This window comes from Allofrancisella inopinata, from assembly GCF_012222965.1.
In the GTDB taxonomy this organism is placed as follows: domain Bacteria; phylum Pseudomonadota; class Gammaproteobacteria; order Francisellales; family Francisellaceae; genus Francisella; species Francisella inopinata.
Map to the genome: position 1 here is coordinate 703892 of NZ_CP038241.1, position 25655 is coordinate 729546.

Below are 25655 nucleotides of genomic sequence, written 5' to 3' on the forward strand. Positions count from 1 at the left end.
TCATCAACTATGTTGCTAATTTCTTTATAAGACCTTCAAATCTCTTTTTAGATCTCTAATTTTAGCATTAGCAATGACTATAATTTTTCTCATAACAGCTACAAGTGCTACCATCTTCTTTTTACCCTTTTCAACAAGATCTCTATAAAATATTCCAAGCTTACCATTACTTCTAGCAGCAGTTAATGCTGACATAAATAATATAGGTTTTAAATCAGCTCTACCACCATAAGTCTTTCTATAACCAACCTTCTTACCACTTTCATACGGATATGGAGCTACTCCTGCTAAAGAAGCTATTTGTTTACGGTTTAAGTTTCCTAACTCAGGCATCAAAGCAAGTAAAGATGTGGCTGTAGCATTTCCTAAACCAGTAACCTCTTTAACTAATAGATCTCTAGCTTTTACTAAGTATTGGCAATCATCGACTAACTTATTTATATAACTTTCTATAATCATAATCTCTTGTTTATAGAATCCTATCATTCTTTGGTGAGAGTCTTTTGTACATTTTTGGTCTGGTGCTTGATATCTATTTTTTTCAGCTACTAACTGTTTTTTAATATCTTGTTTTCTAAGAATATATTTTATAAGCTTCTGCATTTTATCATCATTAGGTTGATAACATTCTAGATCACGGTGTCTTTCATACCCATATTTAGCTAGTCCAATAGCATCAATATTATCTGATTTACCTAATTGACCTGTAGAACGAATAAAATGTTTAACTACTCTAGTATTAGCTCTGTGAACAACTATATTCTTAGCTATTAAATACTCAAGTAAAGCTTTTTCATAGCCTCCAGTAGTTTCAAGAACTACAAAAGAATTATCCTTGAGTATAGGATGATCTGATAAAAGCTCATCAAAACCAGTTAAGTTATTAAGATATTTAAAAGTCTTTTTCTTAGCATGAATTGCTACTACAAAATCATTCTTTGATATATCAATACCGATAAAATTATGATACATTTCAAGTATCTCCTTAGTATGTTTATAAATGTTTGCGATTGTAAACGGTCGTTAAAACCAAGCAACTATCCAAACGTATTAAGGAGATAACCCAAGTACCTTGATGACGACGATTGTTTAAATCTATTCCGGGACGGTCGCTTGGGTTATAATCAAAACTATTAAACAGCTCTGATTTAACTCCTTAGTAAACATTATACTAAGAATTTAACTTACAATTCCGTCAGGCTTGACCACGGAATCTACTGAAATAGCTGGTTTTAAGCTATTTCAGTTACTCACCTTACGTAAAAGATTGTAAGTTTTAAAAAGATATTTAGAATACTGGACATAGGAAAAAATTCTGTTTTTTAAGAAATGGACAAGGATTTACTAGATATATACACAGACTATCTTATAAGCCAAACTAAGTATGCTACAGCCACAAAATTATCAGATATATTAGATCAAGAAGTATCACATGACAAAATAACAAGGTTTTTAAACAAGTCAGATTTAACAAGCTTAGAATTTTGGAAATATATAAAGCCTTTAGTTAGAAAACATAACAGCGAATACGATGTTCTTTGTTTGGATGATACAATTAGTGAAAAGCCAAGCACAGATGAAAATGATATAGTCTGTTGGCATCACTCTCATGCTAAAAGTGTTCATGTAAAGGGTATTAATATAGTCTCATGTATGCTTAGTACATCAAACTTATCTATTCCTATAGACTATGAGATAGTGAAAAAGGATGAGCGATATTATGATGAAAAAGATAAGCGGTATAAAAGAAGATCTAAAGTTACTAAAAACCAAATGTTTCAAAACATGATAAATCGAGCAGTTATTAATCATGTTAAGTTTAAATATATTTTGGCAGATAGCTGGTTTTGCTCTAAAGATAATATGAATTTCATACATCATAGATTATCGAAGAAATTTATACTTGGTATGAAGTCAAATAGAGTTGTTGCCTTGAGTGATTATGCTAGAAAGAGTAAGGATTTTATTAAGCTCTCTGAACTTGATATTGCTGATGGAGAATCTTTAAAGATATGGCTTAAAGATATGAATTTCCCTGTGCTTTTAACAAAAAAGATTTTCATAAACGAGAACGGTACAAAAGGAATTTTATATCTTGTAACAAATGATTTAGAAATAGATTCTAATCAGTTATACCATGACTATCAAAAAAGATGGCAAATAGAGGTTTATCATAAATCAATTAAGCAAAATACTTCTTTATCAGCCTCACCAACTAAAGTTGAGAAAACTCAAAGAAATCATATTTTTTGCTCATTAGTAGCTTTTTGTAAACTAGAAATGCTTAAGATAAAAACTTCACTAAACCACTTCGCTCTGAAATATAAGCTATTAGTTAGATCTAACGCTATTGCTCTTAAGGAGTTATATGAAATTAGAAATTCATAACTAAAATGCGTAAGGTGAGTCAGTTAGTACTACTTTTATGACTAGTAGGCTATATTTATTGGCTAATGATGTAAATAAGAACACTATTAACATCACTGAATTTCAAAATAATAAAAATGAAGTAAAAATAGATGGTAATAATAATCAAAAAATCATTGTTGCTATAAGTGAGATAAATGGAAAAAATAAATTCTTTAGGGAATTTGAAGTTACAGAAAAAGATAATAGTAAACTTCTAAACTCTAGTACTAATATAAATGCTGATATTTCAGTTAATAGATCTTTATCTGGAAATATACTAGTAACTAGTAATACTGATAGTCTAGTAGTTTATAAATATGAAAAAGATAATGGAGGCTTTATTTCAGTTGATGTCCCAGCTCATCAAACGACTGGTGGAGGTATGATTTTAAAAAAAAAGTTAAGTAACTTAAATAGCCATTCACAAGTATGATCTGAGGTATATGCTTGGAGCCTTTGTTAAAGAATAGAATATAAATTTTTAGGATCTTTAATAGGTGGAACCATATCCATTTGGCTACCAATATCATATTTTTCTGCTAAATCTAAAGCCAAGCGTAATACTGAAAAATCTTCTATCGCGAAGCCTACTGAGTCATATATTGTTATTTCATCATCACTTTCTCTACCTTTTTTAGCTCCTGCAACAATTTCCCAAACTTCCGCATGTAAAACTTGATCAATTTCTTGTTGGGTTAGATTTTGAATTTCTCCCTCGATCATAGATTGTTGTGTATATTCAACAACAACCTTACCTCTAAACAAAATATTTTTATCAAGCTCCGTTTTACCCGGACAATCACCACCTAAACCATTTATATGAACACCTTTTTTAATCCAGTCATTTTCTATAACAGTAGCATGTAATTTACAAGCAGTACAAACGACTATAATATCAGCACCTTCACAGGCTTGTTTTGCACTATCACAAGCTATTAGCTCAAGTCCAGCACCTTTCATATTATTAGCGTACTTTTTCATAGCTTTTGGATCTGTATCAAAGTATCTAACCGTTTTTATAGGGCGAATTAATTTATGAGCTAAAGTTTGAAATTCACTTTGAGCTCCAGTACCTATTAACGCTATTGTTTTACTATTTTCACGGGCTAAGTAATCAGTAGCTAAAATTGTAGCTGCAGTTGTTCTTAAAGCTGTAAGTAATGTCATTTCAGAAATTAGCAATGGGTAGCCATGTTTAACCTCACTAAGCTGACCAGTAGCAATTACCGTTTGTTTGCCTGACTCTGGGTTTTTAGGATGGCCATTTACATATTTATAAGTAAATAGTTTTTTATCAGCTGTGGGCATAAGCTCTATTACACCACCTGGAACGTGAGCAGCATAGCGTGGTGATTTGTCAAATTCATTCCATCTTATGAAATCTTCTTTAAGATACTCTACTAGGTCTTTTATAAATTTATCAAAACCGTGCTTAGTAACAATGCTAGACATATCTTGAACAGAAAGTATTCTCATAATATCCTCCTATTTATATAGTTATATGTGGAATTGTAATATAACAGCTAACTTATTTCAAACTAGTAAAAGTTGCAATAAAATAGATTTTAAAAATACATTGCTAAAATCATAAATACTATAGCTATAAGTGTGATAAGTCCTCTTACGTTCTTACCACCTCCAAAAAAATAGGACCCATTTTTATTGTATTTGTCAAACAATTTATAAGATGTGGCAGAGGGTAGTAATATAGAATACGCAATACCAGCAAAACCAGATACTGTTAGTGCAACTACGAATATTTTATTAAAAAATAAAGCTATCAATAATGATGGTAATAAGGCAGTAGCCCCGGCAATTAAACGTCCATAAATATTATTATTCAATCCTAAAGCATCAATCCAAAAGTCTATAAAAGCTATAGAAATGGTTAAAAATGATGCGAATAAGGTAATATTTAAGAAAACGTTGAGAGCTGCTATAGCAATAGAATTAGAACTATTGTTTTTAATTATAGCTACTAGTTGCTCTAGAGTAGGGTTAGATATGAATAATCTATCTGCACCAACGCTCTTTATAAAACCCGCGATAGCAATTATCCATAATAGATAAATAATACATGTAATTAAGGTACCGACTAAAATTATATTCCTAATTTGTCTCTTATAGTCTGGGCCTACATAGCTAACTATACTTGGTAATATTGATTGGTAAGAAAAAGCTAAAATTATAATAAGAGTAGCTTCAATTAGATTTGAAAGATTTATTGGTACTATAAACAAGTTACTAATATTAATAAATTTAGAAAGTAAGAATATTACTGTAACCAAAGACATTAATTTAATTGTCATTACTAACCTATTTATGTGTTCAGAATATTTCATACTATAGATTAAAACTGTAGCTAGTACTCCGGTAAAAGTCACTTGTACCACGGTAGGGGTTATATAAAAATTAAAATCTGCGCTATAAGAGTCAGATTTAATTAGTGCTGGAGTGGCTCCTATGTAAGCAGTAAGTGCTGCATAAATTGCTATAGAAAAAGCAATTAAAGCTAAAACTTTTCCAGGCATCCCAAAAGCTTCGTATGCCAATGAAGTATAATGATTTCTAAACCTAGGTAGTTTTATACTAATTTCTACAACTAATAAGCCTGATATCGTCATAAGTACGTATATTAATAGAGTTAAAATAATAGTGGCAATTATGCCAAGCTTAAAAGCCATAATAGGTAAAGCAAATATTCCGCCTCCTATCATAGAACTAATTACTAATAAAATACAACCAATATATTTGAATATCCCAAGCTTATTATTAGACATATGAGCATCCTTGATTAATAATAGTTTTACAAGTCTCAATAAAAAATTTCTGCCAACATGCACCTAGCACTTCCACCACCAACCATTTCAATATTTTTAATATCGCACGGTATACGTGTTATATACTTATCAATTGTATTTAATTGGGGCTCTAAAAAAGATTGGTTTGCTGTTTGTGATAAAATCAAAAAACTTTTACCATCTTTATTTTTAACCTCTAAAACATTTCCACACATTTGGTACATTTGTTCTAGAGATATTTCTATTATTTCTTTATTAGCTTTTTGTAAACTTTCGATTACTGTTTTTCTTTCTTCATCTGCTTTGATAGACTCTAAGCATATAATAGCTAAACGTTCACCTATACTTAACATTACGTTTGTATGATAAATAGGCCCTTTTTTATCGAAACTTGTAAATGTAATTAATTTATAATCAAGCCTCCTACATACATCTTGCGCTAAACTCTTATTTGCTCTAGGAGATATAGATACATAAGCAGTTTTATATTCGTGATCGAAAATAAATGCTCCTGTACCCTCAAGAGTTGTTGAATAATCTCCTCTTAAGTCTAGTATGTTATAGGTGAGCCCCGTATTTTTTTGAAGCTTTTCAATAAGCTTTTCAATTTGAACTTCTCTACGACGATTTTGAGCGTGCATTGGGTATATGAAAATATAAGGCTTCTGGTTAAGTAAATGTGTTGAAAACCAATTATTTGGAAAAACAGCATCAGGAGTTTCAAAATTTGATTCCAAAACTATGACGTTTATATTATTTGATCGAATTTTATCCACCATGGTATAGAATTCATTGATTACTATTTTTTGTAAGTCTTGATTTGTAATATTCGGTTTATTTTGAAAAGCATTGTTGGTTGCTGTTTCTTGATTAAAACAAAAATACTTAGGTTCAACCATAACTAAAGTATTTGCTACATATTTAAAATAATTCATACTATAAAATTAATCTTTTTATTAATTAAATATACACGTTAATTTTCTAAATAACCAATATTTAATTTTGTGTACAGCAATTCCAACTACATTTCAAGCTGTTCTATATAATAATCCTTTATTGTTGATAGTTTTTTGGTATAGTGCATACTATAAAATTATTTAAAATTTGGTGTTAAGGTTAGAACATGAAAACAATAGTCTTTGTCTATAAAAACAATTTAAAATCATATAAAGAAAGTTTCCTTTTAAAAATAAAAAAGGATCTCCAAGCTTATAAGTATTATACTTTAGCAGTTGATGATATGGATGAGGTTGTCGAAATCCTTGAGGAAAATTCTAGAATATGTTCGATAGTTTTAGATAGAGCAAGTTTTAATATTGATGCTTTTCATGACATAGCACATTTAAATACAAAGTTACCTATATTCGTGGTTTCTGACTATAACAATAGTATCAAGCTTAATCTAAAAGATTTTAACTTAAATATTAATTTCTTACAGTATGATGCTTTAGCTGGGGAAGATGCTGATTTTATCAACAAAACTATAATTAATTATTTTAATGATATTTTACCGCCATTTACATATGAGCTGTTTAAGTATTCTAAATCTTTTAACTCTTCTTTTTGTACGCCAGGACATCAAGGCGGCTATGGTTTTCAAAGATCAGCGGTAGGGGCACTATTTTATGATTTTTTTGGTGAGAATATATTTAAAACAGATCTTTCAATTTCTGTAAAAGAACTTGGAAGCTTGCTTGATCATTCTGATGCGCATAAAGATGCAGAAGAATATATATCAAAGGTTTTTAAATCAGATAGGTCTTTAATAGTTACAAATGGTACCTCAACTGCAAATAAAATTGTTGGTATGTATAGTGTTGCTGATGGTGATACTATTTTAGTTGACAGAAATTGTCACAAATCTGTAACTCACCTTATGATGATGGTGGATGTAAACCCTGTATATTTAAAACCAACCAGAAATGCTTATGGAATTATTGGAGGTATTCCAAAAAAAGAGTTTAGAAAAGAAGTTATACAGCAAAAAATACAGGAAAGTAAGATTGCTGATAAATGGCCAGAATATGCGGTTATAACAAATTCAACTTATGACGGTATTCTATATAATACAGATACAATTCATAATGAACTAGATATCAAAAAGCTACACTTTGATGGTGCATGGATACCATACGCTATCTTCCATCCTATATATAAGAATAAGTCAGCTATGCAAATTGTTCCTAAGCCGGAGCATGTTATTTTTGAAACACACTCAACACATAAGTTGCTAGCAGCATTTAGCCAGTCCTCGATGTTACATATAAAAGGAGATTATAGTGAAGAAGTACTTAATGAAGCTTTTATGATGCATACATCAACCTCACCGTTTTATCCAATAGTTGCAAGTACTGAAACAGCAGCAGCTATGATGGATGGTGAACAAGGGTATAATTTGATAGATAAAACTATTAATTTAGCTATGGATTTTAGAAAAGAATTAGTCAAATTAAAATCCGAAGCCCAAGGATGGTTTTTTGACGTTTGGCAACCAGATGATATTTCAAATAAAGAAACTTGGTTACTAAAGAATACTGATAGCTGGCATGGATTTAAAGATGTAGATGGAGATTTTTTATCACTTGATCCATTAAAAATAACTATATTGACTCCGGGAATAAAAGACAATGAGGTACAAGATTGGGGTATACCAGCAGACGTTGTTGCTAAGTTTTTAGACGAGCATGATATCGTAGTTGAAAAAACAGGTCCATATTCTTTACTGTTTATATTTAGTTTGGGTACAACAAAAGCAAAATCTGTAAGACTTATATCTGTTTTAAATAAGTTTAAGCAGATGTATGACGAAAATGCTTTAGTAGAAAAGATGTTGCCAACCTTATATGCAGAAGATCCGAAGTTTTATGATGACAAACGAATAAAAGAAATTAGTGAACAGTTGCATAACTATGTGTATGAAGCTAATTTACCTACACTTATGTACCAAGCTTTTAATGCGCTTCCAGAGCAGCAAATAAACCCGCATAGGGCTTTTCAGAAATTACTTAAAGGTAAGGTTAAGAAAGTTCCGCTAGCTGAATTATATGGTCATGTCTCTGCAGTTATGATATTACCGTATCCACCCGGGATACCAGTAATATTCCCTGGGGAAAAAATTACTGCCGATTCGAAGGTGATTTTGGATTTCTTATTAATGCTGGAAAAAATTGGATCTATGCTACCTGGTTTTGATACTGATATACATGGTCCAGAAAGGTCTAAAGATGGTAAGCTTTATATAAAAGTGATTAATGAAGAGTAGAAAATTTTTTATCTAGACTCTTATAAAAAAAATTTAAAAAATGTATATTGTTGTTATTAATATAAAAAATCATTGGTTTTTTTATGCTTAAGACTCCTCTATATATGTGCCATCTTGCTGCAAATGCTAAGATGGTAGATTTTTCAGGCTGGTCAATGCCTATTAATTATGGTTCACAAATTCAAGAACATAATAATGTTCGTGAGAATTGTGGCTTATTTGATGTTTCTCATATGTTTGCTGTAGACATAAAAGGACAAGATGCAGAAGCTTTCTTACGTTATTTACTTGCAAATGATGTTGCTAAGTTAGGATCTAACCAAGCTCAGTATGGGTGTATGTTAAATCATGAGGCTGGAATAGTTGATGATTTAATTACTTACAAGGTAGATTCTGAACATTTTAGAATAGTTGTAAATGCAGGTAATAGAGAGTCAGATGTTGCATGGTTTAGAAAAAACGCTAAAAACTTTGATGTCAATATAGCTCCACAAGAAGATTTAGCAATAGTAGCTGTTCAAGGACCAAAAGCAGCTGACGTTGTAAAACAAGCTTTATCAACTGATATTGCTGGTAAAGTATTAGATCTAAAGCCATTTACATTTAGCATGTTTGACAAATGGATGTTTGCTCGTACAGGTTATACTGGTGAGGATGGTTTTGAGATTATTTTACCAGCTGGAAACGCTGTGGAATTTTGGAATAAATTAATTAGCTTAGGGGCAAGTCCCGCTGGTTTAGGTGCTAGAGACACTTTAAGGCTAGAGGCTGGTATGCATTTGTATGGTTCAGATATGAATATAAACACAACTCCACTAGAAAGAGGCTTGAGTTGGAGCGTTGATTTATCTGATGAGTTACGAAATTTTATAGGTAAAAAAGCTTTTTTAGCTACAAAAGCTAAAGGTATAGATACTAAGTGGGTTGGTATAGTCTTAAGATCAAAAGGAGTTCTTAGAGCAGCCCAAGAAATAGTATTTGATAATGGTAAAACTGGTTACATAACAAGTGGTAGTTTTTCACCGACTTTAAAAATTGCTATTGCTTTGGCATATATTCCTAAAGATGGTGGTAACCCAAAAGTTAACATCAGAGGAAAGTTATTAGAGGTTGAAGTAGTTAAGCCTAGGTTTGTTAAAAACGGGAAGTCATTAATATAAATTTTAAAATTTAACTGATTTATAAGTATGGAGGTTATAAAATGTCGAATATTCCTAATAACTTAAAATATACAAAAACTCATGAATGGATAAAAGTAGATGGAGATCAGATAACTGTAGGCATCACAGAACATGCCCAATCTTTGTTAGGTGATTTAGTATATGTGGAGTTACCTGAGGTTGGTGAGGAGTTTGCAGCTGGTGATGAAACTTGTGTAGTTGAGTCAGTAAAAGCAGCTTCTGATGTATACTCGCCTGTAGATGGTGAAGTTATAGAAGTAAATGAAGCTTTAGTTGATGATCCTTCACAAGTTAACCAAACGCCATACCATGATGGTTGGCTTTTTAAAATGAAAGTTTCTGATGAGTCTCAGTTAGCTGGCTTGTTAAGTGCTGAAGACTATGCAAAAAATGTGGAAGACTAATTTTTCATAAAATAAATATTGAATTTGATATATAACTAAAGTCGTCCTATGGCTTGACTGTAGGATCCATAGTTAAGGAGTCAAAAAAAGATGCTATGATTAAGTCGTAGCATGACAAAACTTTTTTAGTTAACTATAAACCTTTAACCTTTTGTAAAGTTTATACAAAGACATAGGAGGGTATATGTCTTTTATTCCACATAAACCAGAGCAGATTAAAAAAATGCTTGATACTATTGGAGTTTCTTCAATAGATGATTTATTTGATGAAATCCCATTGCAATTAAGGGCAAAAACTTTAAAAATACAAGATGGGATAAATGAAATTCAGTTAGCTAACCTTGCAAAAAAAAGAGCGGGTAAGAATCACCAAAATACCAACTTTATTGGAGCAGGAGCATATAGTCATTACATCCCCTCAGCTATTTGGGATATTGTGGGTAGAGGAGAATTTTATACAGCTTATACACCATATCAAGCAGAAGCTTCTCAAGGTAGCTTACAAGTCATTTATGAATATCAAACTATGATGGCAGAGCTTACAGGCATGGCAGTTTCTAATGCCTCTATGTATGATGGAGCAACAGCTCTAGCTGAATCTGTACTAATGGCAATTCGTTCTAATAAAAAAGCTAAGTCGCAAAAGGTATTGGTTGTAGAGGCACTACACCCTACATATTTAAAAGTTTTAGAAACTATTACTAAGCATCAAGGTATAGAGATAGATATAGTCGAGCTAGACTCAAGAAATGGAAAAACTAATATAAGTAGTTTAGAAAAGTATCAGAACCAAAGCTATGCAGCTGTAGTAATTCAAAGTCCTAACTTTCTAGGGCAAATTGCTGATGTTGATAGCTTAAATAATTGGGCTCATAATCAAGGTGCTTTGGTTGTTGCTGTGACTAATCCTATGTCTTTAGCAATTTTGAAATCACCCGCTGACTGGGGTGAAAATGGTGCAGATATTGTTTGTGGGGAAGGTCAACCTATGGGTGTGCCTTTAGCTTCTGGTGGTCCGTACTTTGGTTTTATGACTTGTAAAATGGAGTATGTACGCCAAATGCCAGGACGTATAGTTGGTAGAACTGTTGATCTAGATGGTAAAGAAGGTTTTTGTCTAACTTTACAAGCTAGAGAACAACATATTCGCCGTGCGAAAGCCACTTCAAATATATGTACTAACCAAGGTCTAATGGTAACAGCGGCGACTATTTATATGAGTTTACTTGGTGCAGAAGGTTTAGAGCGTGTAGCTAGTGTATCACATGAAAATACTACAAACTTGGCTAATGAACTATCTAAGCTAGATGGTATTAAGGTGAGATTTGATAAAGCATTTTTTAATGAGGTAGTTGTTGATTTACCTGTTAATGCTGAAACGTTTGTAACAGAGATGGAAAAACAAGGCATAGATGCAGGTTATTTCTTAGGTGAGTACCATAGTGATTTAGTAAACTCTATTATGGTTTGCTCTACTGAAGTCCATACGCAAGAAGACATTATCGATTATATCACTACAGCTAAAAAAGTTTTAGCTAGGTTAGGAGGTTAGAAAATGGTTATTTTTGAAAAAACTAGAGGTGTAAATTCACCAGCTGTAATGCCTAGCAAAAAAGGTGATGTTTCAAATATTCCAGCAAATATGCTTCGTTCTAAAAAACCTATATTACCAGAGCAAGCAGAGCTAGATGTTGTAAGACACTACACGCAGTTATCACGTGAAAATTTTTGTATTGATACTAACTTTTATCCACTAGGATCTTGTACTATGAAGTACAACCCTCGTGCGGCACACAAGTATGCTAGCTTAGCAGGATTTTTGGAAAGACACCCATATGCAAGTAGCCAAAGTATACAAGGAACTTTAGAGTGCTTGTATGATCTTCAAGAAGTTATTAAAGAACTAACTGGTATGACTGGTGTTTCACTGGCTCCTATGGCTGGTGCTCAAGGTGAGTTTGCTGGTGTTGCTATGATAAAGGCATACCATCAAAAGCGTGGTGATTTTGAAAGAAACGAAATCATTGTGCCAGATGCTGCTCATGGTACAAACCCAGCTACCGCAAAAGTTTGTGGTCTAAAAGTTATCGAAATCCCTACTAAAAGATGTGGCGATATTGATTTAGAGGCTCTAGAAAAAGTTCTAGGACCAAAAACAGCAGGCATTATGTTAACAAACCCCTCTACAGTAGGTGTATTTGAGAGAAATATTGCAACTATTGCTAAGATGGTGCATGAAGCTGGTGGGTTATTGTATTATGATGGTGCAAATTTAAACGCTATTATGGGGAAAGCTCGTCCTGGGGATATGGGTTTTGATGTTTTACATATGAACTTACATAAAACTTTTGCTACTCCTCATGGTGGTGGTGGTCCAGGTGCTGGCCCAGTAGCTGTGAATGATAAGCTAAAAGAATTTTTACCAATACCAATGGTAGGTAAAAAAGGTGATAAATTTGTATGGTTAGAAGAAAAAGATGTGCCAAATACTATTGGTAGACTGTCTGCATTTAACGGTAATATTGGGGTGTTGATTAGAGCGTATATTTATGCTGCTCTTTTAGGTGGCAATGGTTTGACAGAAGCATCTGAAATAGCTACTTTAAATGCTAATTATATGATGGCACGCTTAAAACAGGAAGGTTTTACTATAGCCTATCCAGAAAGAAGAGCTTCACATGAGTTTATTGTAACTTTGAGACCTGAGCTACAAAAATATGGTGTCACAGCTACAGATTTTGCTAAATGTTTGATAGATAGAGGTGTACATGCTCCTACTATGTACTTCCCATTATTAGTGCCAGAGTGTTTGCTAATAGAGCCTACTGAAACTGAAAATGTCGATAGTATGGAAAAATTTATCCAAGCAATGGTAGAGATTCGTGATATTGCTAAAGAAAATCCCGAATATTTAAAAGGAGCTCCATATAATCTACCAGCTCGTCGTTTAGATGATGTCAAAGCTGCGAAAGAGCTAGATATTGTTTGGCAAACCAAGTAGTTAAGATATAATTTTACAGTTAGTAGACAACTAATAAAGCAAGCATAATATTTACCTAACTAATGGGTATTTACATGTTTTTTAAAAAAGTTTTAATATGAGCATGGTTATGCAATTTAAACTTTATTTACAGCAGCTCTTAACCATCTACGGTTAATTCTACTATAAGGTGATTCAGTATTTTTAGTGTATTTATGAATTAATGATTTTAATTTTTCAAGTCTATTATCATTAGGGTTAGAAATAATATACCCTTGTGATAAATATACTTTATTGATACCAAGTTGCCAAGCGTCTAGACCTAATTCACTATTTTTTAACGCGCTGCATGCTGTTACTAAGAAAGGAATTTGTTGTTGCTGATGAAATTTTTTAATAAAGCTATTTAAGTGTTCCGAAGTTGAAGAAGTAATATCTAGAACTATCATCTCTAATCTAGAATACAAACCATTATCATTACTATTGACTATTTTATGTAATAAATCATCAGCGGATGTCATTTGATCATTACTGTTAACACAGGGAGTATGATCAATTTGTATAATTTGCGGTTTATACTTTTCAAGTGTTTTAGAAAAAGATTCTTGTTTGAATTTTTCTAATATTGCTAATATTACTTTATTTTCAATGACTACACCTATATTGTAAATAATTTCATCATAAAGTCCTTCAACATCTTTATAATAATAATCGTTATCCCTACATGAAAATAGCAATTTTTGTTCAACTACTGATATAATTTTGTTAATTATTTCCTTGTTATTATTATTATTCATTTGCTGTATCGCATAGTCCTTTTTGGCTTTCTCATTTTTATAAGAGTTGGAGCAATTTTCAATAAAACCCTCTAAGAAAATTTGATGTACTAAGATATAACCTAATTGATTATATGCCCAAAAGTAATCATTATGTAAAATTCTATTCATTGATACCATTTCAAAATAGCAGTATTTCGCGGTAAGATATATCGTTGGAAATGAATTATCGTTTTGATTAATCATGTTTAGTTCTCTGTAAGCTACCATGGGCACTACAAGTGAACTCATGCCAGATGGACTATAGTATTTCTGTTGACCATATTCATCATCGCTAGATTCCTCAATATTGAATATATTGCTCTGGGTAAACGTGGCCATCAGTATTTGATCAGACAACAATTCTATGCGATCAGAGTAGGTTAGTAGGTTTTCATTTTCTGTAAACTCGGTATTTGGGCGAATACTTTTTAGTGCATATTTATAAGTTGACAGTAGCCTATTAAATATATTTTTGGCTTTGGTAGATAACATAACAGTTGTGTCTTTGTTGTACTTAAAATATTCTTTACTATTTTCTTCATTTAGATAATTATTGATTTTTTCGTGGTTCAAATTATAAGTTTCATCTAATATTATATCCATAAATTGGTATCCAAGAGCTTGCAGACTAACATTCTGTTGAAAGAAATCACATATGTTTATCAATTGTTTTGAATTTATTATTTTTTGTATCGTTCGATTAGCATTAGTGATTCCTTGGATAACAAAATCATACCAGTGATTATTTGGGACGATCCCTAGAGATAATCTAAGACCAGTCAGAACATCACTAAGAGTAGGAGTGTTAAATCCAAAACTATTACGGTGTTCTATAAGTGGCCAATATTTGTTTTCTTTTAATAATTTATTTATTTCATAAATAACAATATGGAGTAATACACAATTTGTATTTTTATAATTTTTATCATTGATGATTTCAAACAAGGCTTTGTTATAAAGAATAATAAGGCATGGATATTTTGCAGTAAGTTGATTTTTATTTATATAAAGGTAGTTATTATTATCTTGTAAATAGTTGCTTTGAGTAATGACATAATCCACGCCATCATTTTTGGAAGAAATAATAGAATCTATAAATTCCTGTAATTTGTGATCATGTGATTGTGATTTTATCTTGTAATTTCTATATACATACAAGTTATCTATTTTGTTTTTCCAACCTCCTATGTTAAAGCCTACTTGTGTTGCTCGAGATTTATAAGGTATCCAGCGTCATTTATTTGGTTAAAAAAACTATTTGTTTCTTTAGGTAGGCTAAAAGGATGACTTTTTTCACTTCTTCTATATTTGGATAATTGGCTAAGTTTAGGCTTAGTGGTAGCATGCATGTTTTTTGCGTTATCACTACTTATATCTGTAATATTGTTATAATTTGAAGCAGTTTGTAATGTCAATATCGCTCTAAATATGTGGTGATATTCGAAGTTTTGTAGTAATAAGAATTTAATATCGTGCTTTACTCTTGCTAGCTGTTTTACTAATATTTTTATGCCTTTGTCATAACTGGCAGTATCTTCTTTAAATGTTAGTAAAGAATGTAATGAGTTTTCGAACTCAGTTAAATCTTTTATTATTGTGTAAACTAATTTTATCTCTTTTACATTGTTAATACTAATGTTTTTAAATAATGAGTCCAGTCTTTTATTACATATAGCTATAATTATTTTTACTTCTTTTATAATCTCTTGCAAGCTTTTCATTAAGGTATTCCTTTTTCACTTAGGGTTCATTATTCTATTTTTGGGGTGCTAATTGTAAAGAGTTAAGTGTTACCACCCATCTAATTCCAGCTTGCAGCAGCCACATTTACATACATTAAATAATACGAAAAAAACTTAACATATAAATATTATTTTTTGATAGTCATTATTTAATTAAAATTATTAAACTTATATAAAAATTATAATAATTTTTATTTTTTTTCCAGTAAATTTTATTTTTTCAAATAAAAACAAAAGTTAATTAAGGTAGGATAGTGGTTAAAGTATAGTAATACGTTTAATTTTATAGGCGTTTTCTACTTATGTTCTAATAAGGGGGGAGCGTTGCAAACTAAAATTATATGTTTCTAACTGTGTTAAAAACATTCTCAAAATGCTTTTTCACTATATGTAAACTTGTGCTTTTTCAAATACTTTCGCCTTGTTATCATCCATCTAATTCCAGCTTGCAACAACCCCTAAATATGTTAAAATTTTCGGTAGTTATTTAATCTTTCTTTTTGTAAATATAATATGCTGGCATTTCAAGAAATTATTTTAAAGTTACATCATTATTGGGCATCAAAAGGTTGCGCAATTATTCAACCATTAGATATGGAGGTTGGTGCTGGAACATTTCACCCGGCAACTACCTTAAGAGCAATAGGTCCAGAGCCATGGACAGCAGCATATGTACAACCATCAAGAAGACCTACAGATGGTCGTTATGGTGAAAATCCAAACCGTACACAACACTATTATCAATATCAAGTTGTGATGAAACCATCGCCAGATGATATTCAAGAGTTATACCTTGGTTCACTTAGAGAGCTTGGTATTGATCCATTAGAGAATGATATTCGTTTTGTTGAAGATAACTGGGAATCACCAACATTGGGTGCTTGGGGTCTTGGTTGGGAAGTGTGGTCAAATGGTATGGAGATTACACAGTTTACATATTTTCAACAAGTTGGTGGTTTAGAGTGTAAACCTGTAATGGGTGAGATCACTTATGGTCTTGAGCGTTTAGCAATGTATATTCAAAATGTTGACAGTATGTATGATATTCTTTGGGCCAATACGCAAAATGGACCTTTATACTATCGTGATGTATTTTTCCAAAATGAAGTTGAAATGTCGACTTATAACTTTGAAGAAGCAAATGTTGAAGAACTGTTTAAACAGTTTGATCTATTCGAGAAAGAAGGTTACAGATTAGTAGAAAAAGATTTACCTCTTCCGGCATATGAGTTTGTATTAAAAGCTTCGCATACTTTTAATTTATTAGATGCCCGCCATGCTATATCTGTTACAGAAAGACAAGGCTATATTTTAAGAGTAAGAAAATTAGCATTAGAAGTAGCTAAAAAATACTATAGCGCTAGAGAAAAGCTGGGTTTTCCTGCTTTTAAGAAATAGTTATCACTATTTATAAATACAAAAGTAGAATCATACCCGCGCGTAGGCGGGTATCTTTTGAATACTAATGATAATATAGGAGATTCCCGTCTGCACGGGAATGACAAGAATTCTGTAGCGGTAAATCGTGAATATGAAATATAAAAATCAAATATTAAATTTTCTTGGTTCCACAACTCTAGTTGGAAAAGATTTTCAAATTGAAACACTTTATTTAGATAGTCATAAATGTGATAATAAATCGGCATTTATTGCTCTCAAAGGTCAATCAACTGATGGTAATAAATATATTGAGGATGTCTTAGCTAAAGGTGTAAAGCTCGTTTTAAGTGATAATTTAAGTTTAAAATACTTATCTAACTATCATCCTGAGCTTGTTTCAGGATCTCACAAAAATGATTACTGCTTATATCATGTAGATTCCGGATCGAAGTCCAGAATGACAACAATTATATGTATAAAAGATTTAAAAAATAAATTACCTAGCCTAGCAAAATGGTTTTATAACTACAAAAAACCACAAAATATTATAGGAATAACTGGCACGAATGGCAAAACTTCTATTTCTAATTACATTGCGCAATTTTTAAACCTAGCTGGACAAAAGTCACTATTGCTTGGTACAAATGGTAATGGTATTTACCCTAATTTAAAAGAAAGCTCACATACAACGCTTGATATTTTGTCTTTATATCAAACAATAAGTAGATACAGCCAAATAAATAAATGTCATCCTGAACTTGCTTCAGGATCTCATTATGAAACTTGTTTATCACCTCAAATAGATTCCGGATCGAAGTCCAGAATGACAGTTGATAATGCTAATTTAGTAATGGAAGTTTCTTCACACTCACTTGATCAAAAGCGTATTGAGGGACTAGATTTTGATGTCGCAGTCTTTAGTAATCTTAGTCACGATCATCTTGATTATCATAAGACTATGGATAGTTATTTTGAGGCTAAAGCTAAGCTATTTAAGTTTAAAAGCCTAAAAAAAGCTGTAATAAATATAGATGATGAGTATGGTCAAAAGCTTTGTGATATTTGTGATTGTGAAGTTGTAACTGTTAGTCTAAAATCAGAAAATGCTGATGTTTATATAAGTGTCAAAAATATATACAATATGCAGACAAGTTTTGATTTGTATATTTTCCAAGAATATGTTGGTAGTTTTCAGACCTCTTTAATAGCTGAGTTTAACTTGGTCAACCTGGGTTTAAGTTTAGCTGTATTAAATGATTATATTGCTAGAGATCAACTTCTAGCAAGCGTAGCTACAATTAAACCAGTAAAAGGACGTATGGAGCTTATACAACTAGCAAATAATGCTAAAGTTGTCATAGACTACGCTCATACTCCAGACGCTCTAGAGAAGGTTTTACAAACTTTAAGGAAGTATTCAAAAGCTAAATTATGGTGTGTATTTGGCTGTGGTGGTAATAGAGATAAATCTAAACGATCTAAAATGGCAACAATAGCAGAGCAACTTGCTGATAAAGTGATTGTAACAGAAGATAATAATCGCTTTGAAAATATAGAAGATATTTTTAGTGATATTAAAGAAGGCTTTTTAAAACCTGAAAACCATGTTTTTATTAATTCACGTGAAAAAGCAATAAACTATTGTATTAAGAATTCTAACTTTAACGATGTAATCTTATTAGCTGGTAAGGGGCATGAGTGTTATTTAGATAAAAATGGAATTAAAGAATATTTTGATGAGAGAGAAGTTGTTAAAATTTATACTTAATAGAGCTTAAGTACGAGTTTGCAACAGTCCCTTATGAGTTAAATTTTGGGGATTTATTTACTCATATTTTGTTAACAAAGTACAGTTATACCAATTCCAACATAAATTGTTGCATTTATCCCAAAGGAGTTTATGACTAATTTAAGTTTTTGATGTGCAGGCAATAGCAGTGGCTATTGGCAAATATTAAAGGATTAAATTAGGTATGAAATACAAAGTAATAATATGTGTTGGAATTAGTATTATATAAGGTTCTAAAGACTTTTTTAGACGTGACTTAATTAACCTTTGTAGTTTTATCAACGATAATAGCTGTAGTCATAGAACCATGAATATTTAATGGGGTTCTAAAGCTGTCAATAATAGCATCTACTCCTATAATTAAAGCAATAAGCTGCCAAGGCAAACCAAAGTAAGAAAATACTACGCCAGCTGCTACAAAAGCTGTACCTGGTATACCAGATACACCTAAAGACGCTAGCATACAAATAAAAGATATAAGTATAACGCATGAGAATGTAATATCAACTCCAGTAGCGTTCATAGCCATAATAGCTAATACTGCAGGAAAAACTCCAGCACAAGCATTCATGCCTAACGTAGTTCCCATGGTAGGAGCGAAAGTCGCGATAGTACTAGATGTACCATATTTATTTAAACCTTCTATTGATAAAGGTAGTGTGCCCATGCTTGACCTGGAGGTAGCTGCTACTAACATAGCCTTCCAAATACTTTTATAGAACCTAGTCAAGTTAGTTTTAAATATTACTAATAGGCCAATATGCATAGCTAAAACAATAAACATAGCTATATAGCAGGTTAAAATAAAGTATAGAACTGTTGAGATACTATTCTTATCAAGTTCTATGCTCATTTGGATCATAAGACCGAGCACACCATAAGGTGTAATTGCAATGATCATTCTTGCAAGCTTTTTAATTACAAAAAATGCTGAATCTATAAAATCGATAAATGGTTTAGCAAGTTTGCTATCTTCACGGTGGGCTATAAGCATAGAAAAGCCGAGTAAGATGGCAAATATAACGATAGCCATGACGTTATTATTATCCATTTGATGAAATAGATTATCAGGTAAAAAGCTTAAGATAGTTTCTGAAAAAGTAGTAGTTTTCATCTCTTTAGCAAAGTTGCCAGCTATTGAAGCTATATCTAGTCCATGTCCAATGTTCATAAGAATAGCAACCGTTGCCCCTATAGCAGCACTTGCTCCAGTTAGGATGAGTAAAATAACTATAGTTTTATAGGCAAACTTAATTATAGAGGAGCTATTATAGTTTTTAAGATTAACGATAGAATGTACTATAGAAGTTAAAACTATAGGGATAATTAGCATTTTTAATAGTGAGATATAGCCACCACCTAGTATATCACTAGCTTGAATAAAAGCTTCACTATGATAACCCATGGTAGTATAGAAGGTTCCTATAACTGTACCAGCGATTAGTGCTGTGATAGTTCTAAAGTTAAAACTATAGCTTTTTAGGTGTAGGAAAATTAGCAGTAAAAAAACTACTATTAGAATGAAGAACATCTTATTTAAACCTCTATATAACTTATAAATATTATAAATAATTGAATATTGTACATGTATAAACTAATAACTTCTATTAAATGTTTAAATACAAATTTATGTTGTAAAAAAATATAATCTATTATTATAATGAAGTTAATTAGCCTTCTGGAATAGTAATATGTCAAATACACTTATGCAGCAAGAGGCTGTTAGTAGCTTTCAGAAAGTAGCTAACCAGCTAGAACTAAATAAAGATATAGTAAGGGATATTGTTAAATTATTAAAATCTAAGAATATTAAAAGAGTTATAACAATAGCAAGAGGAAGCTCTGATTGCGTAGCGAATTTTGCTAAATATCTATTTGAAGTAAAATTGGGGTTTAGTGTTTCATCACTGTCACCGTCAGTAACTACTATTTATGGCAAGAACATAGGTGATAGTGAAACCTTAGCTGTAGCTATCTCGCAATCTGGAGGTAGTCCTGATTTAAGGCTGGCTTTGCAGGGATGTAAAAAAGCAGGTTGTACTACTTTAGCAATTGTTAATAAGGAAGAATCTCCATTAGCTGAGGCGGCAGATTTAGTATTACCTGTCAGGGCTGGTGAGGAAAATGCCGTTGCTGCAACAAAAAGTGTTATTACCTCACTAGTGGCTTTAGTTGATATAATTGCAGAATATTCTCAAGAAGAAAGTTTACTTAAAGCCTTAGAAAATTTACCTAAAGTATTAGAGGCTTCTCTGACTTTAGACTGGACTTTAGCTATTGATACTTTGAAAAAAAGCAAAAATATGTTCGTTATTGGTCGAGGATTTGGGTTTCCTATAGCTCAAGAGATGGCTTTAAAATTTAAAGAAACTTGTGGAATTCATGCAGAAGCTTTTAGTGGGGCCGAAGTACTACATGGTCCATTTGCCCTTATGAACCAAACATTTACAACTTTTACTATACTCCAGAGTGACGAAAGTGCTTCTGGAACAGTTGATATTGTAAATAGAATGTCAAATTTAGGGGTTAATACTATCTTTGCCAGCTTTGGGGTTCAGTCAGAAGCTATGTCTAAGGTTAATCTCAACGTGGAATTAAAAACCCATCCAGTACTTGAACCAATAGTGTTATTGCAAAAATTTTACATTATGGTTAATGATTTGGCTCTTTTGCTTGGACTTAATCCAGACAGTCCAACAAACCTTAAAAAAGTTACAGAAACAGTTTAAATTCTTATCAGGAGAAATTTTATGGATACTAAAAAAGCAAGACTCAAAATCGTAATGCTGATATTTTTTTCGGCAATGGGGGGTATGCTTTACGGCTATGATATAGGTGTCATTAATAGTGCATTTTTATTTATTAATAATGACATTCCCATGACGACGTTTGAAACTTCGCTTTTAGGAGGTTCAGTTCTTTTTGGTGGAGCTTTTGCGATACTACTAGCAGGTGTAATAGCTGATTTTATAGGAAGAAAAAATACTTTATTATTAGCAGGGTTTATATTTATAGTTTCTGTATGGATGATATATGAATCTCACGATTACCAGATGCTTTTATTATCTCGTTTAGTTCAGGGAGTTTCTGTGGGCTTTATAACTGTTACAGCACCTTTGTACCTTACTGAAGTAGTGCCTGATAATATCCGAGGAGTCGCAGTTACTTGTTTTCAATTATTTTTGACTGCAGGTATTTTGATATCTAATTATATTGGTTTACTTTTTGAATCCACAGGTGACTGGAGAGCAATGTTTTTAACATCTTTAGTTCCAGCGGTAATATTTTTTGTAGGTAGTTTCTTTTTGTTAAAGTCACCACGATGGTTGATGATGGTTAATAAAGAACAACAAGCTAGAAATCTACTAGTTCAAACTTTAGGATTAGAAAAAGCAAAAGAACAAATTAACCAAATCAAGGCTAATATTAAAAAGTCAAAAGAAGAAGGAAATATATGGAAAAATCTTCACCATAGGCATTATTTAGGACCTATAGTTTTAGTTTTTTCTATAGCAATTTTAGCTCAAATGACAGGAATAAACAGTATATTACAGTTTTCTGCTACAATGTTAAAAGAATCTGGTTTAGGCTCTAACTATGTTTCTATATTAGGCGGAGTAACTATTACAGCGATAAATTTTTTTGCCACACTTTTAGCTGTATTTATAGCGGATAAGTTAGAAAGAAAATTCATAATAACCTTTGGAACTTTTATGGTGTCAGCATCATTGATAATAACTGGCCTAATGTTGTGGATGCTTCCTGCAGGTGAGTTCAAAGGTTGGGTGCTATTAGCTGGATTAATTAGCTTTATATTTTTCTTTGCAATAGGTCCTGGAGCATACGTATGGGTTATAATGTCAGAGTTGTTACCAAATAATATAAGAAGTAAGGCATTAGGAACAGCTTTATTTTTAAATAGCATGGCATCTGCTATATTGGCATCAGTGTTTCTTCCTATTTCTTACTCGTTGGGAACAAGCAGTATGTTTTTTATTTGCGGTGGGTGCACTTTGGTATATTGTTTTATTGTGTTCAAATTTGTGCCTAAGACTACGGGACGTTCTTTAGAAGAAATAGAACAAGAATTTATTAAATAATAGTTCAAGCTGGGTTACTAATATCTATAAATTTAGCTTCTAAATTGAGTTTTTCTTCAAGAAGATTTGCAATAGCTTTCACACCTTCTCTTTCAGTTGCATGATGACCGGCTGCGATATAGTTTATACCTAGTTCTCTAGCAATATGAGTTGTACGTTCTGATATTTCACCTGATATAAATGTAGTTGCTCCCGCATTATAAGCATATTCTATGAAATCTTGAGCACCACCAGTACATATAGCTACTTTTTTGTTTGAGCTGTTAGCATTGATAATTAAAGGCTCTCTATCTAGAGTTTTTGTTAAAAGGTTACTGAAACTAGTAAAGTCTAGATTACAATCACCTATCACTGAAATGTCAGGCTTCACTCCAGCATCAAAAAAAGAAATATTTTCCAAATTTAACTTTTTAGCTAGTAGTACGTTATTGCCAATTTCTCTATGACCATCTAGAGGTAAATGGTAAGCAAATAAATGTATCCCATTTTTGATAAGTTTTGCTATGCGTTGATATTTTATTCCAGTAATAGGGTAACTTTCACCTTTCCAAAAATAGCCATGATGCACTATTATAGCATCAGCATTTTCGTCTATAGCCTTATCAATTAAAACCTGGCAAGCTGTTACTCCAGTTATAACTTTCTTGATGTTTTTGCTGCCTTGTATTTGCAAGCCATTAGGTGCATAGTCTTTATAGATATCTATTTCAAAATAATTATTTAGAAACTTTTCTAGGTCTTTAAAGTGCATAGGTCTGAAAAATAAAGTTTATAGTGGTATAATCTTACATTGTATATGTTCTGCGATAGTATTTAAAATGTAAAAGCATAATTTTTGGGTTTTCATATGTATAAAACAAGTGTTGTAAAAGTTGGTGATATTTTAATTGGTGGTAATAACCCTGTGGTAGTGCAGTCAATGACTGATACTTACACTGCTGATGTAGATAAAACAGTAAAGCAAATTTTGGCATTACATAAAGCTGGTAGTGAAATTGTAAGAATTACAGTAAATGATGAAGAAGCTGCCAAGGTGGTTCCTATGATTGTAAAAGAGCTAGCACAACATGATTGTCATGTACCTTTGGTAGGGGACTTTCACTATAATGGCCATACTCTTTTGAGTAAATATCCAGAATGCGCAAAAGCATTAGCCAAATATAGAATTAATCCAGGTAATGTTGGCTTTGGGAAGAAAAAAGATACTCAGTTTGCTGAAATTATAAAAATAGCTATAGCAAACGATAAACCTGTACGTATAGGAGTTAATTGGGGAAGTTTAGATCAAAGTTTACTGGCAAGATTAATAGATGAAAATAACTCTTCTGCTAATCCGTTAGATTTAAAAGAAATAATGCATAAAGCCCTTATAACATCAGCTTTAGAAAGTGCTAAATATGCTCAAGACTTAGGGCTGCCAAAAGATAAAATAATAATCTCATGTAAAGTAAGCGAAGTCCAGGATTTGATTGCTGTTTACCAAAAATTAGCTAAAGAATGCGATTACGCTTTGCACCTTGGGCTTACAGAAGCTGGTATGGGCACGAAAGGTATAGTTGCTAGTGCTATTAGTTTAGGTATACTTTTACAACAAGGTATTGGCAATACTATACGAGTATCATTAACACCAGCCCCAAATGCTCCACGCACAGAGGAGGTTAGAGTCTGTCGTGAGATATTGCAAAATCTCGGTTTAAGAACGTTTACTCCAAGTGTAACATCTTGTCCTGGATGTGGTAGAACAACAAGCTCATTTTTTAGGGAGCTAACTAGCCAAGTCAAAGAATATCTTGATGAGAAGATGCACCAATGGAAAGAAGAATATAAAGGTGTTGAAAACATGAAGGTTGCTGTTATGGGTTGTGTGGTAAATGGCCCTGGTGAGTCTAAAAATGCTGATATTGGAATTAGTTTACCTGGTAGTGGAGAATCACCAGTAGCACCTGTATTTATAGACGGTAAAAAGTCTCATACATTAAGAGGTGATAATATCTCTAAAGAGTTTATAGAGATAGTCGAAAATTATGTTAAAAATAATTATGGAAAAGTGGGTGAATAGAAAAGATGTCAGTAGTTTTTATTAAAACGCCATTCCCAAAGCTTAAATTTGGCTATACAAATAATACTCAAGGATTTAGTAAAGGAAAGTTTGCTAAGTTTAACTTATCTGATAGTGTTGGAGATAATCCTCTAGCAGTGGAAAAAAATCGTAATTTATTTAAATCGTGTGTAAATGCCAATGTTAAGTGGCTTAGACAAAACCATACAAATATTATCAAAAGTTTCAGTGAATATGATGGAGGATTCTGTGATGCAATCTTTACAGATAAACCAAATCAAGTCTGTGCTGTATTGACAGCAGATTGCCTTCCTATTTTACTTTTTGATAAAAGAATGACAAAAGTAGCTGCAATACATGCTGGTTGGAAAGGCTTGGCTCATGGAGTATTAGAAGTTAGCTTAAAAGAATTTATAGGTTTTGATCTTGTTGCGTGGCTTGGACCTTGTATAACACAACCGTATTATGAAGTTGGTCAAGATGTGTATGATAGTTTTATCAAGCAAGACGAAACGTTTATCCAAGCTTTTAAACCAAAAGGAGAAAATAAATATCTTTTTGATATTAAGTTTATTGCTAAGCAAATTTTAAATAGTAATCATTGTTTTGATGTAGTTGATTCAGGTTTATGTACATTTAGTAATAAAAGATTCTATTCCTACCGTAAAGAAGGGGTTACAGGCAGACAAGCTAGTTTTATATGGTTTGAGTAAATAAATATAAAAGGATA

The 25655-nt window shown here is 32.0% G+C and carries 20 protein-coding genes and 2 pseudogenes; 14 read left to right on the forward strand and 8 right to left on the reverse strand.

Translation table 11 applies throughout. The features are described 5' to 3' along the window. Positions 1 to 24 precede the first annotated feature (24 nt). The gene (locus E4K63_RS03255; protein WP_179965678.1) at positions 25 to 972 is read right to left on the reverse strand and encodes an IS110 family RNA-guided transposase; all 948 of its coding nucleotides are present in this window, start codon (positions 970 to 972) and stop codon (positions 25 to 27) included. A gap of 357 nt (positions 973 to 1329) precedes the next feature. Between E4K63_RS03255 and E4K63_RS03260 the strand changes: the two genes are divergently transcribed. Both E4K63_RS03260 and E4K63_RS03265 read left to right on the forward strand, forming a co-directional pair. Continuing rightward, the gene (locus tag E4K63_RS03260; protein ID WP_179965674.1) at positions 1330 to 2388 is read left to right on the forward strand and encodes an IS701 family transposase; all 1059 of its coding nucleotides are present in this window, start codon (positions 1330 to 1332) and stop codon (positions 2386 to 2388) included. 37 nt (positions 2389 to 2425) lie between these two features. Then, on the forward strand, positions 2426 to 2842 hold the full coding sequence (locus E4K63_RS03265) for a hypothetical protein (RefSeq protein ID WP_133940535.1): 417 nt from the start codon (positions 2426 to 2428) through the stop codon (positions 2840 to 2842). 26 nt (positions 2843 to 2868) lie between these two features. On the opposite strand, the gene E4K63_RS03270 is transcribed toward E4K63_RS03265, so the two are convergent. The 3 genes from E4K63_RS03270 to ctlX all read right to left on the reverse strand — a co-directional run bounded on the left by E4K63_RS03270 (position 2869) and on the right by ctlX (position 6145). Next, a complete protein-coding gene (locus tag E4K63_RS03270; protein ID WP_133940537.1) occupies positions 2869 to 3885 on the reverse strand; it encodes an ornithine cyclodeaminase in 1017 nt (338 codons plus the stop codon). A gap of 89 nt (positions 3886 to 3974) precedes the next feature. Then, positions 3975 to 5189, reverse strand: coding sequence for an aromatic amino acid transport family protein (locus tag E4K63_RS03275; protein WP_133940539.1), 1215 nt, complete (start codon positions 5187 to 5189; stop codon positions 3975 to 3977). Between the two features lie 35 nt (positions 5190 to 5224). Beyond that, positions 5225 to 6145: a citrulline utilization hydrolase CtlX gene (ctlX, locus tag E4K63_RS03280; protein ID WP_133940541.1), complete on the reverse strand. Its 921-nt coding sequence runs from the start codon at positions 6143 to 6145 to the stop codon at positions 5225 to 5227. Positions 6146 to 6333: 188 nt separating this feature from the next. Here ctlX and ldcC point away from each other — a divergent pair, with 188 nt between their 5' ends. The 5 genes from ldcC (at position 6334) to gcvPB (ending at position 13058) form a co-directional block, all read left to right on the forward strand. Continuing rightward, positions 6334 to 8472 carry a lysine decarboxylase LdcC gene (gene ldcC / locus E4K63_RS03285; RefSeq protein WP_133940543.1) on the forward strand — a complete coding sequence of 713 codons (2139 nt, stop codon included), beginning with the start codon at positions 6334 to 6336 and terminating at the stop codon, positions 8470 to 8472. 83 nt (positions 8473 to 8555) lie between these two features. Then, a complete protein-coding gene (gene gcvT / locus E4K63_RS03290) occupies positions 8556 to 9632 on the forward strand; it encodes a glycine cleavage system aminomethyltransferase GcvT (protein WP_133940545.1) in 1077 nt (358 codons plus the stop codon). Positions 9633 to 9673: 41 nt separating this feature from the next. Further along, positions 9674 to 10057, forward strand: coding sequence for a glycine cleavage system protein GcvH (gcvH, locus tag E4K63_RS03295; RefSeq protein ID WP_133940547.1), 384 nt, complete (start codon positions 9674 to 9676; stop codon positions 10055 to 10057). 184 nt (positions 10058 to 10241) lie between these two features. Further along, complete coding sequence (gene gcvPA, locus E4K63_RS03300) at positions 10242 to 11609, forward strand: aminomethyl-transferring glycine dehydrogenase subunit GcvPA (RefSeq protein ID WP_133940549.1); 1368 nt, start codon at positions 10242 to 10244, stop codon at positions 11607 to 11609. Positions 11610 to 11612: 3 nt separating this feature from the next. Further along, the gene (gene gcvPB / locus E4K63_RS03305; protein WP_133940551.1) at positions 11613 to 13058 is read left to right on the forward strand and encodes an aminomethyl-transferring glycine dehydrogenase subunit GcvPB; all 1446 of its coding nucleotides are present in this window, start codon (positions 11613 to 11615) and stop codon (positions 13056 to 13058) included. 116 nt (positions 13059 to 13174) lie between these two features. On the opposite strand, the gene E4K63_RS03310 is transcribed toward gcvPB, so the two are convergent. Together E4K63_RS03310 and E4K63_RS03315 are read right to left on the reverse strand one after the other, a co-directional pair. Next, on the reverse strand, positions 13175 to 15013 hold the full coding sequence (locus E4K63_RS03310) for a hypothetical protein (protein ID WP_133940553.1): 1839 nt from the start codon (positions 15011 to 15013) through the stop codon (positions 13175 to 13177). 38 nt (positions 15014 to 15051) lie between these two features. Then, positions 15052 to 15576: a hypothetical protein gene (locus E4K63_RS03315; protein ID WP_133940554.1), complete on the reverse strand. Its 525-nt coding sequence runs from the start codon at positions 15574 to 15576 to the stop codon at positions 15052 to 15054. A gap of 534 nt (positions 15577 to 16110) precedes the next feature. Between E4K63_RS03315 and glyQ the strand changes: the two genes are divergently transcribed. The 3 genes and pseudogenes from glyQ to E4K63_RS03325 all read left to right on the forward strand — a co-directional run. Beyond that, positions 16111 to 16995, forward strand: a complete 885-nt coding sequence (gene glyQ, locus E4K63_RS03320) for a glycine--tRNA ligase subunit alpha (protein WP_133940556.1) — start codon at positions 16111 to 16113, stop codon at positions 16993 to 16995. Between the two features lie 133 nt (positions 16996 to 17128). Then, positions 17129 to 17329: pseudogene (locus E4K63_RS08375) on the forward strand (Mur ligase domain-containing protein); the annotation flags it as partial. 123 nt (positions 17330 to 17452) lie between these two features. Beyond that, positions 17453 to 18745 (forward strand): annotated as a pseudogene (locus E4K63_RS03325) (Mur ligase family protein); the annotation flags it as partial. Positions 18746 to 19022: 277 nt separating this feature from the next. Here the strand turns inward: E4K63_RS03325 and E4K63_RS03330 are convergent. Further along, positions 19023 to 20297, reverse strand: coding sequence for a dicarboxylate/amino acid:cation symporter (locus E4K63_RS03330; protein ID WP_133940560.1), 1275 nt, complete (start codon positions 20295 to 20297; stop codon positions 19023 to 19025). 160 nt (positions 20298 to 20457) lie between these two features. Here E4K63_RS03330 and E4K63_RS03335 point away from each other — a divergent pair, with 160 nt between their 5' ends. Further along, a complete protein-coding gene (locus tag E4K63_RS03335) occupies positions 20458 to 21495 on the forward strand; it encodes an SIS domain-containing protein (RefSeq protein ID WP_133940561.1) in 1038 nt (345 codons plus the stop codon). Between the two features lie 21 nt (positions 21496 to 21516). Beyond that, positions 21517 to 22866: a sugar porter family MFS transporter gene (locus tag E4K63_RS03340; RefSeq protein WP_133940563.1), complete on the forward strand. Its 1350-nt coding sequence runs from the start codon at positions 21517 to 21519 to the stop codon at positions 22864 to 22866. A gap of 4 nt (positions 22867 to 22870) precedes the next feature. On the opposite strand, the gene E4K63_RS03345 is transcribed toward E4K63_RS03340, so the two are convergent. Next, a complete protein-coding gene (locus tag E4K63_RS03345; RefSeq protein ID WP_133940565.1) occupies positions 22871 to 23617 on the reverse strand; it encodes a Nif3-like dinuclear metal center hexameric protein in 747 nt (248 codons plus the stop codon). A gap of 96 nt (positions 23618 to 23713) precedes the next feature. Here E4K63_RS03345 and ispG point away from each other — a divergent pair, with 96 nt between their 5' ends. Both ispG and pgeF read left to right on the forward strand, forming a co-directional pair. Then, on the forward strand, positions 23714 to 24925 hold the full coding sequence (gene ispG, locus E4K63_RS03350; protein ID WP_133940567.1) for a flavodoxin-dependent (E)-4-hydroxy-3-methylbut-2-enyl-diphosphate synthase: 1212 nt from the start codon (positions 23714 to 23716) through the stop codon (positions 24923 to 24925). A 5-nt stretch (positions 24926 to 24930) separates the two neighbouring features. Next, positions 24931 to 25638 carry a peptidoglycan editing factor PgeF gene (gene pgeF / locus E4K63_RS03355; RefSeq protein ID WP_133940569.1) on the forward strand — a complete coding sequence of 236 codons (708 nt, stop codon included), beginning with the start codon at positions 24931 to 24933 and terminating at the stop codon, positions 25636 to 25638. Positions 25639 to 25655: the final 17 nt, after the last annotated feature.

What these genes read in the sequence shown, in the direction of transcription:
- E4K63_RS03255 (WP_179965678.1), bottom strand. Translation starts at nt 972, where the DNA reads ATGTATCATAATTTTATCGGTATTGATATATCAAAGAATGATTTTGTA.
- E4K63_RS03260 (WP_179965674.1), top strand. Translation starts at nt 1,330, where the DNA reads ATGGACAAGGATTTACTAGATATATACACAGACTATCTTATAAGCCAA.
- E4K63_RS03265 (WP_133940535.1), top strand. Translation starts at nt 2,426, where the DNA reads ATGACTAGTAGGCTATATTTATTGGCTAATGATGTAAATAAGAACACT.
- E4K63_RS03270 (WP_133940537.1), bottom strand. Translation starts at nt 3,885, where the DNA reads ATGAGAATACTTTCTGTTCAAGATATGTCTAGCATTGTTACTAAGCAC.
- E4K63_RS03275 (WP_133940539.1), bottom strand. Translation starts at nt 5,189, where the DNA reads ATGTCTAATAATAAGCTTGGGATATTCAAATATATTGGTTGTATTTTA.
- ctlX (WP_133940541.1), bottom strand. Translation starts at nt 6,145, where the DNA reads ATGAATTATTTTAAATATGTAGCAAATACTTTAGTTATGGTTGAACCT.
- ldcC (WP_133940543.1), top strand. Translation starts at nt 6,334, where the DNA reads ATGAAAACAATAGTCTTTGTCTATAAAAACAATTTAAAATCATATAAA.
- gcvT (WP_133940545.1), top strand. Translation starts at nt 8,556, where the DNA reads ATGCTTAAGACTCCTCTATATATGTGCCATCTTGCTGCAAATGCTAAG.
- gcvH (WP_133940547.1), top strand. Translation starts at nt 9,674, where the DNA reads ATGTCGAATATTCCTAATAACTTAAAATATACAAAAACTCATGAATGG.
- gcvPA (WP_133940549.1), top strand. Translation starts at nt 10,242, where the DNA reads ATGTCTTTTATTCCACATAAACCAGAGCAGATTAAAAAAATGCTTGAT.
- gcvPB (WP_133940551.1), top strand. Translation starts at nt 11,613, where the DNA reads ATGGTTATTTTTGAAAAAACTAGAGGTGTAAATTCACCAGCTGTAATG.
- E4K63_RS03315 (WP_133940554.1), bottom strand. Translation starts at nt 15,576, where the DNA reads ATGAAAAGCTTGCAAGAGATTATAAAAGAAGTAAAAATAATTATAGCT.
- glyQ (WP_133940556.1), top strand. Translation starts at nt 16,111, where the DNA reads ATGCTGGCATTTCAAGAAATTATTTTAAAGTTACATCATTATTGGGCA.
- E4K63_RS03330 (WP_133940560.1), bottom strand. Translation starts at nt 20,297, where the DNA reads ATGTTCTTCATTCTAATAGTAGTTTTTTTACTGCTAATTTTCCTACAC.
- E4K63_RS03335 (WP_133940561.1), top strand. Translation starts at nt 20,458, where the DNA reads ATGTCAAATACACTTATGCAGCAAGAGGCTGTTAGTAGCTTTCAGAAA.
- E4K63_RS03340 (WP_133940563.1), top strand. Translation starts at nt 21,517, where the DNA reads ATGGATACTAAAAAAGCAAGACTCAAAATCGTAATGCTGATATTTTTT.
- E4K63_RS03345 (WP_133940565.1), bottom strand. Translation starts at nt 23,617, where the DNA reads ATGCACTTTAAAGACCTAGAAAAGTTTCTAAATAATTATTTTGAAATA.
- ispG (WP_133940567.1), top strand. Translation starts at nt 23,714, where the DNA reads ATGTATAAAACAAGTGTTGTAAAAGTTGGTGATATTTTAATTGGTGGT.
- pgeF (WP_133940569.1), top strand. Translation starts at nt 24,931, where the DNA reads ATGTCAGTAGTTTTTATTAAAACGCCATTCCCAAAGCTTAAATTTGGC.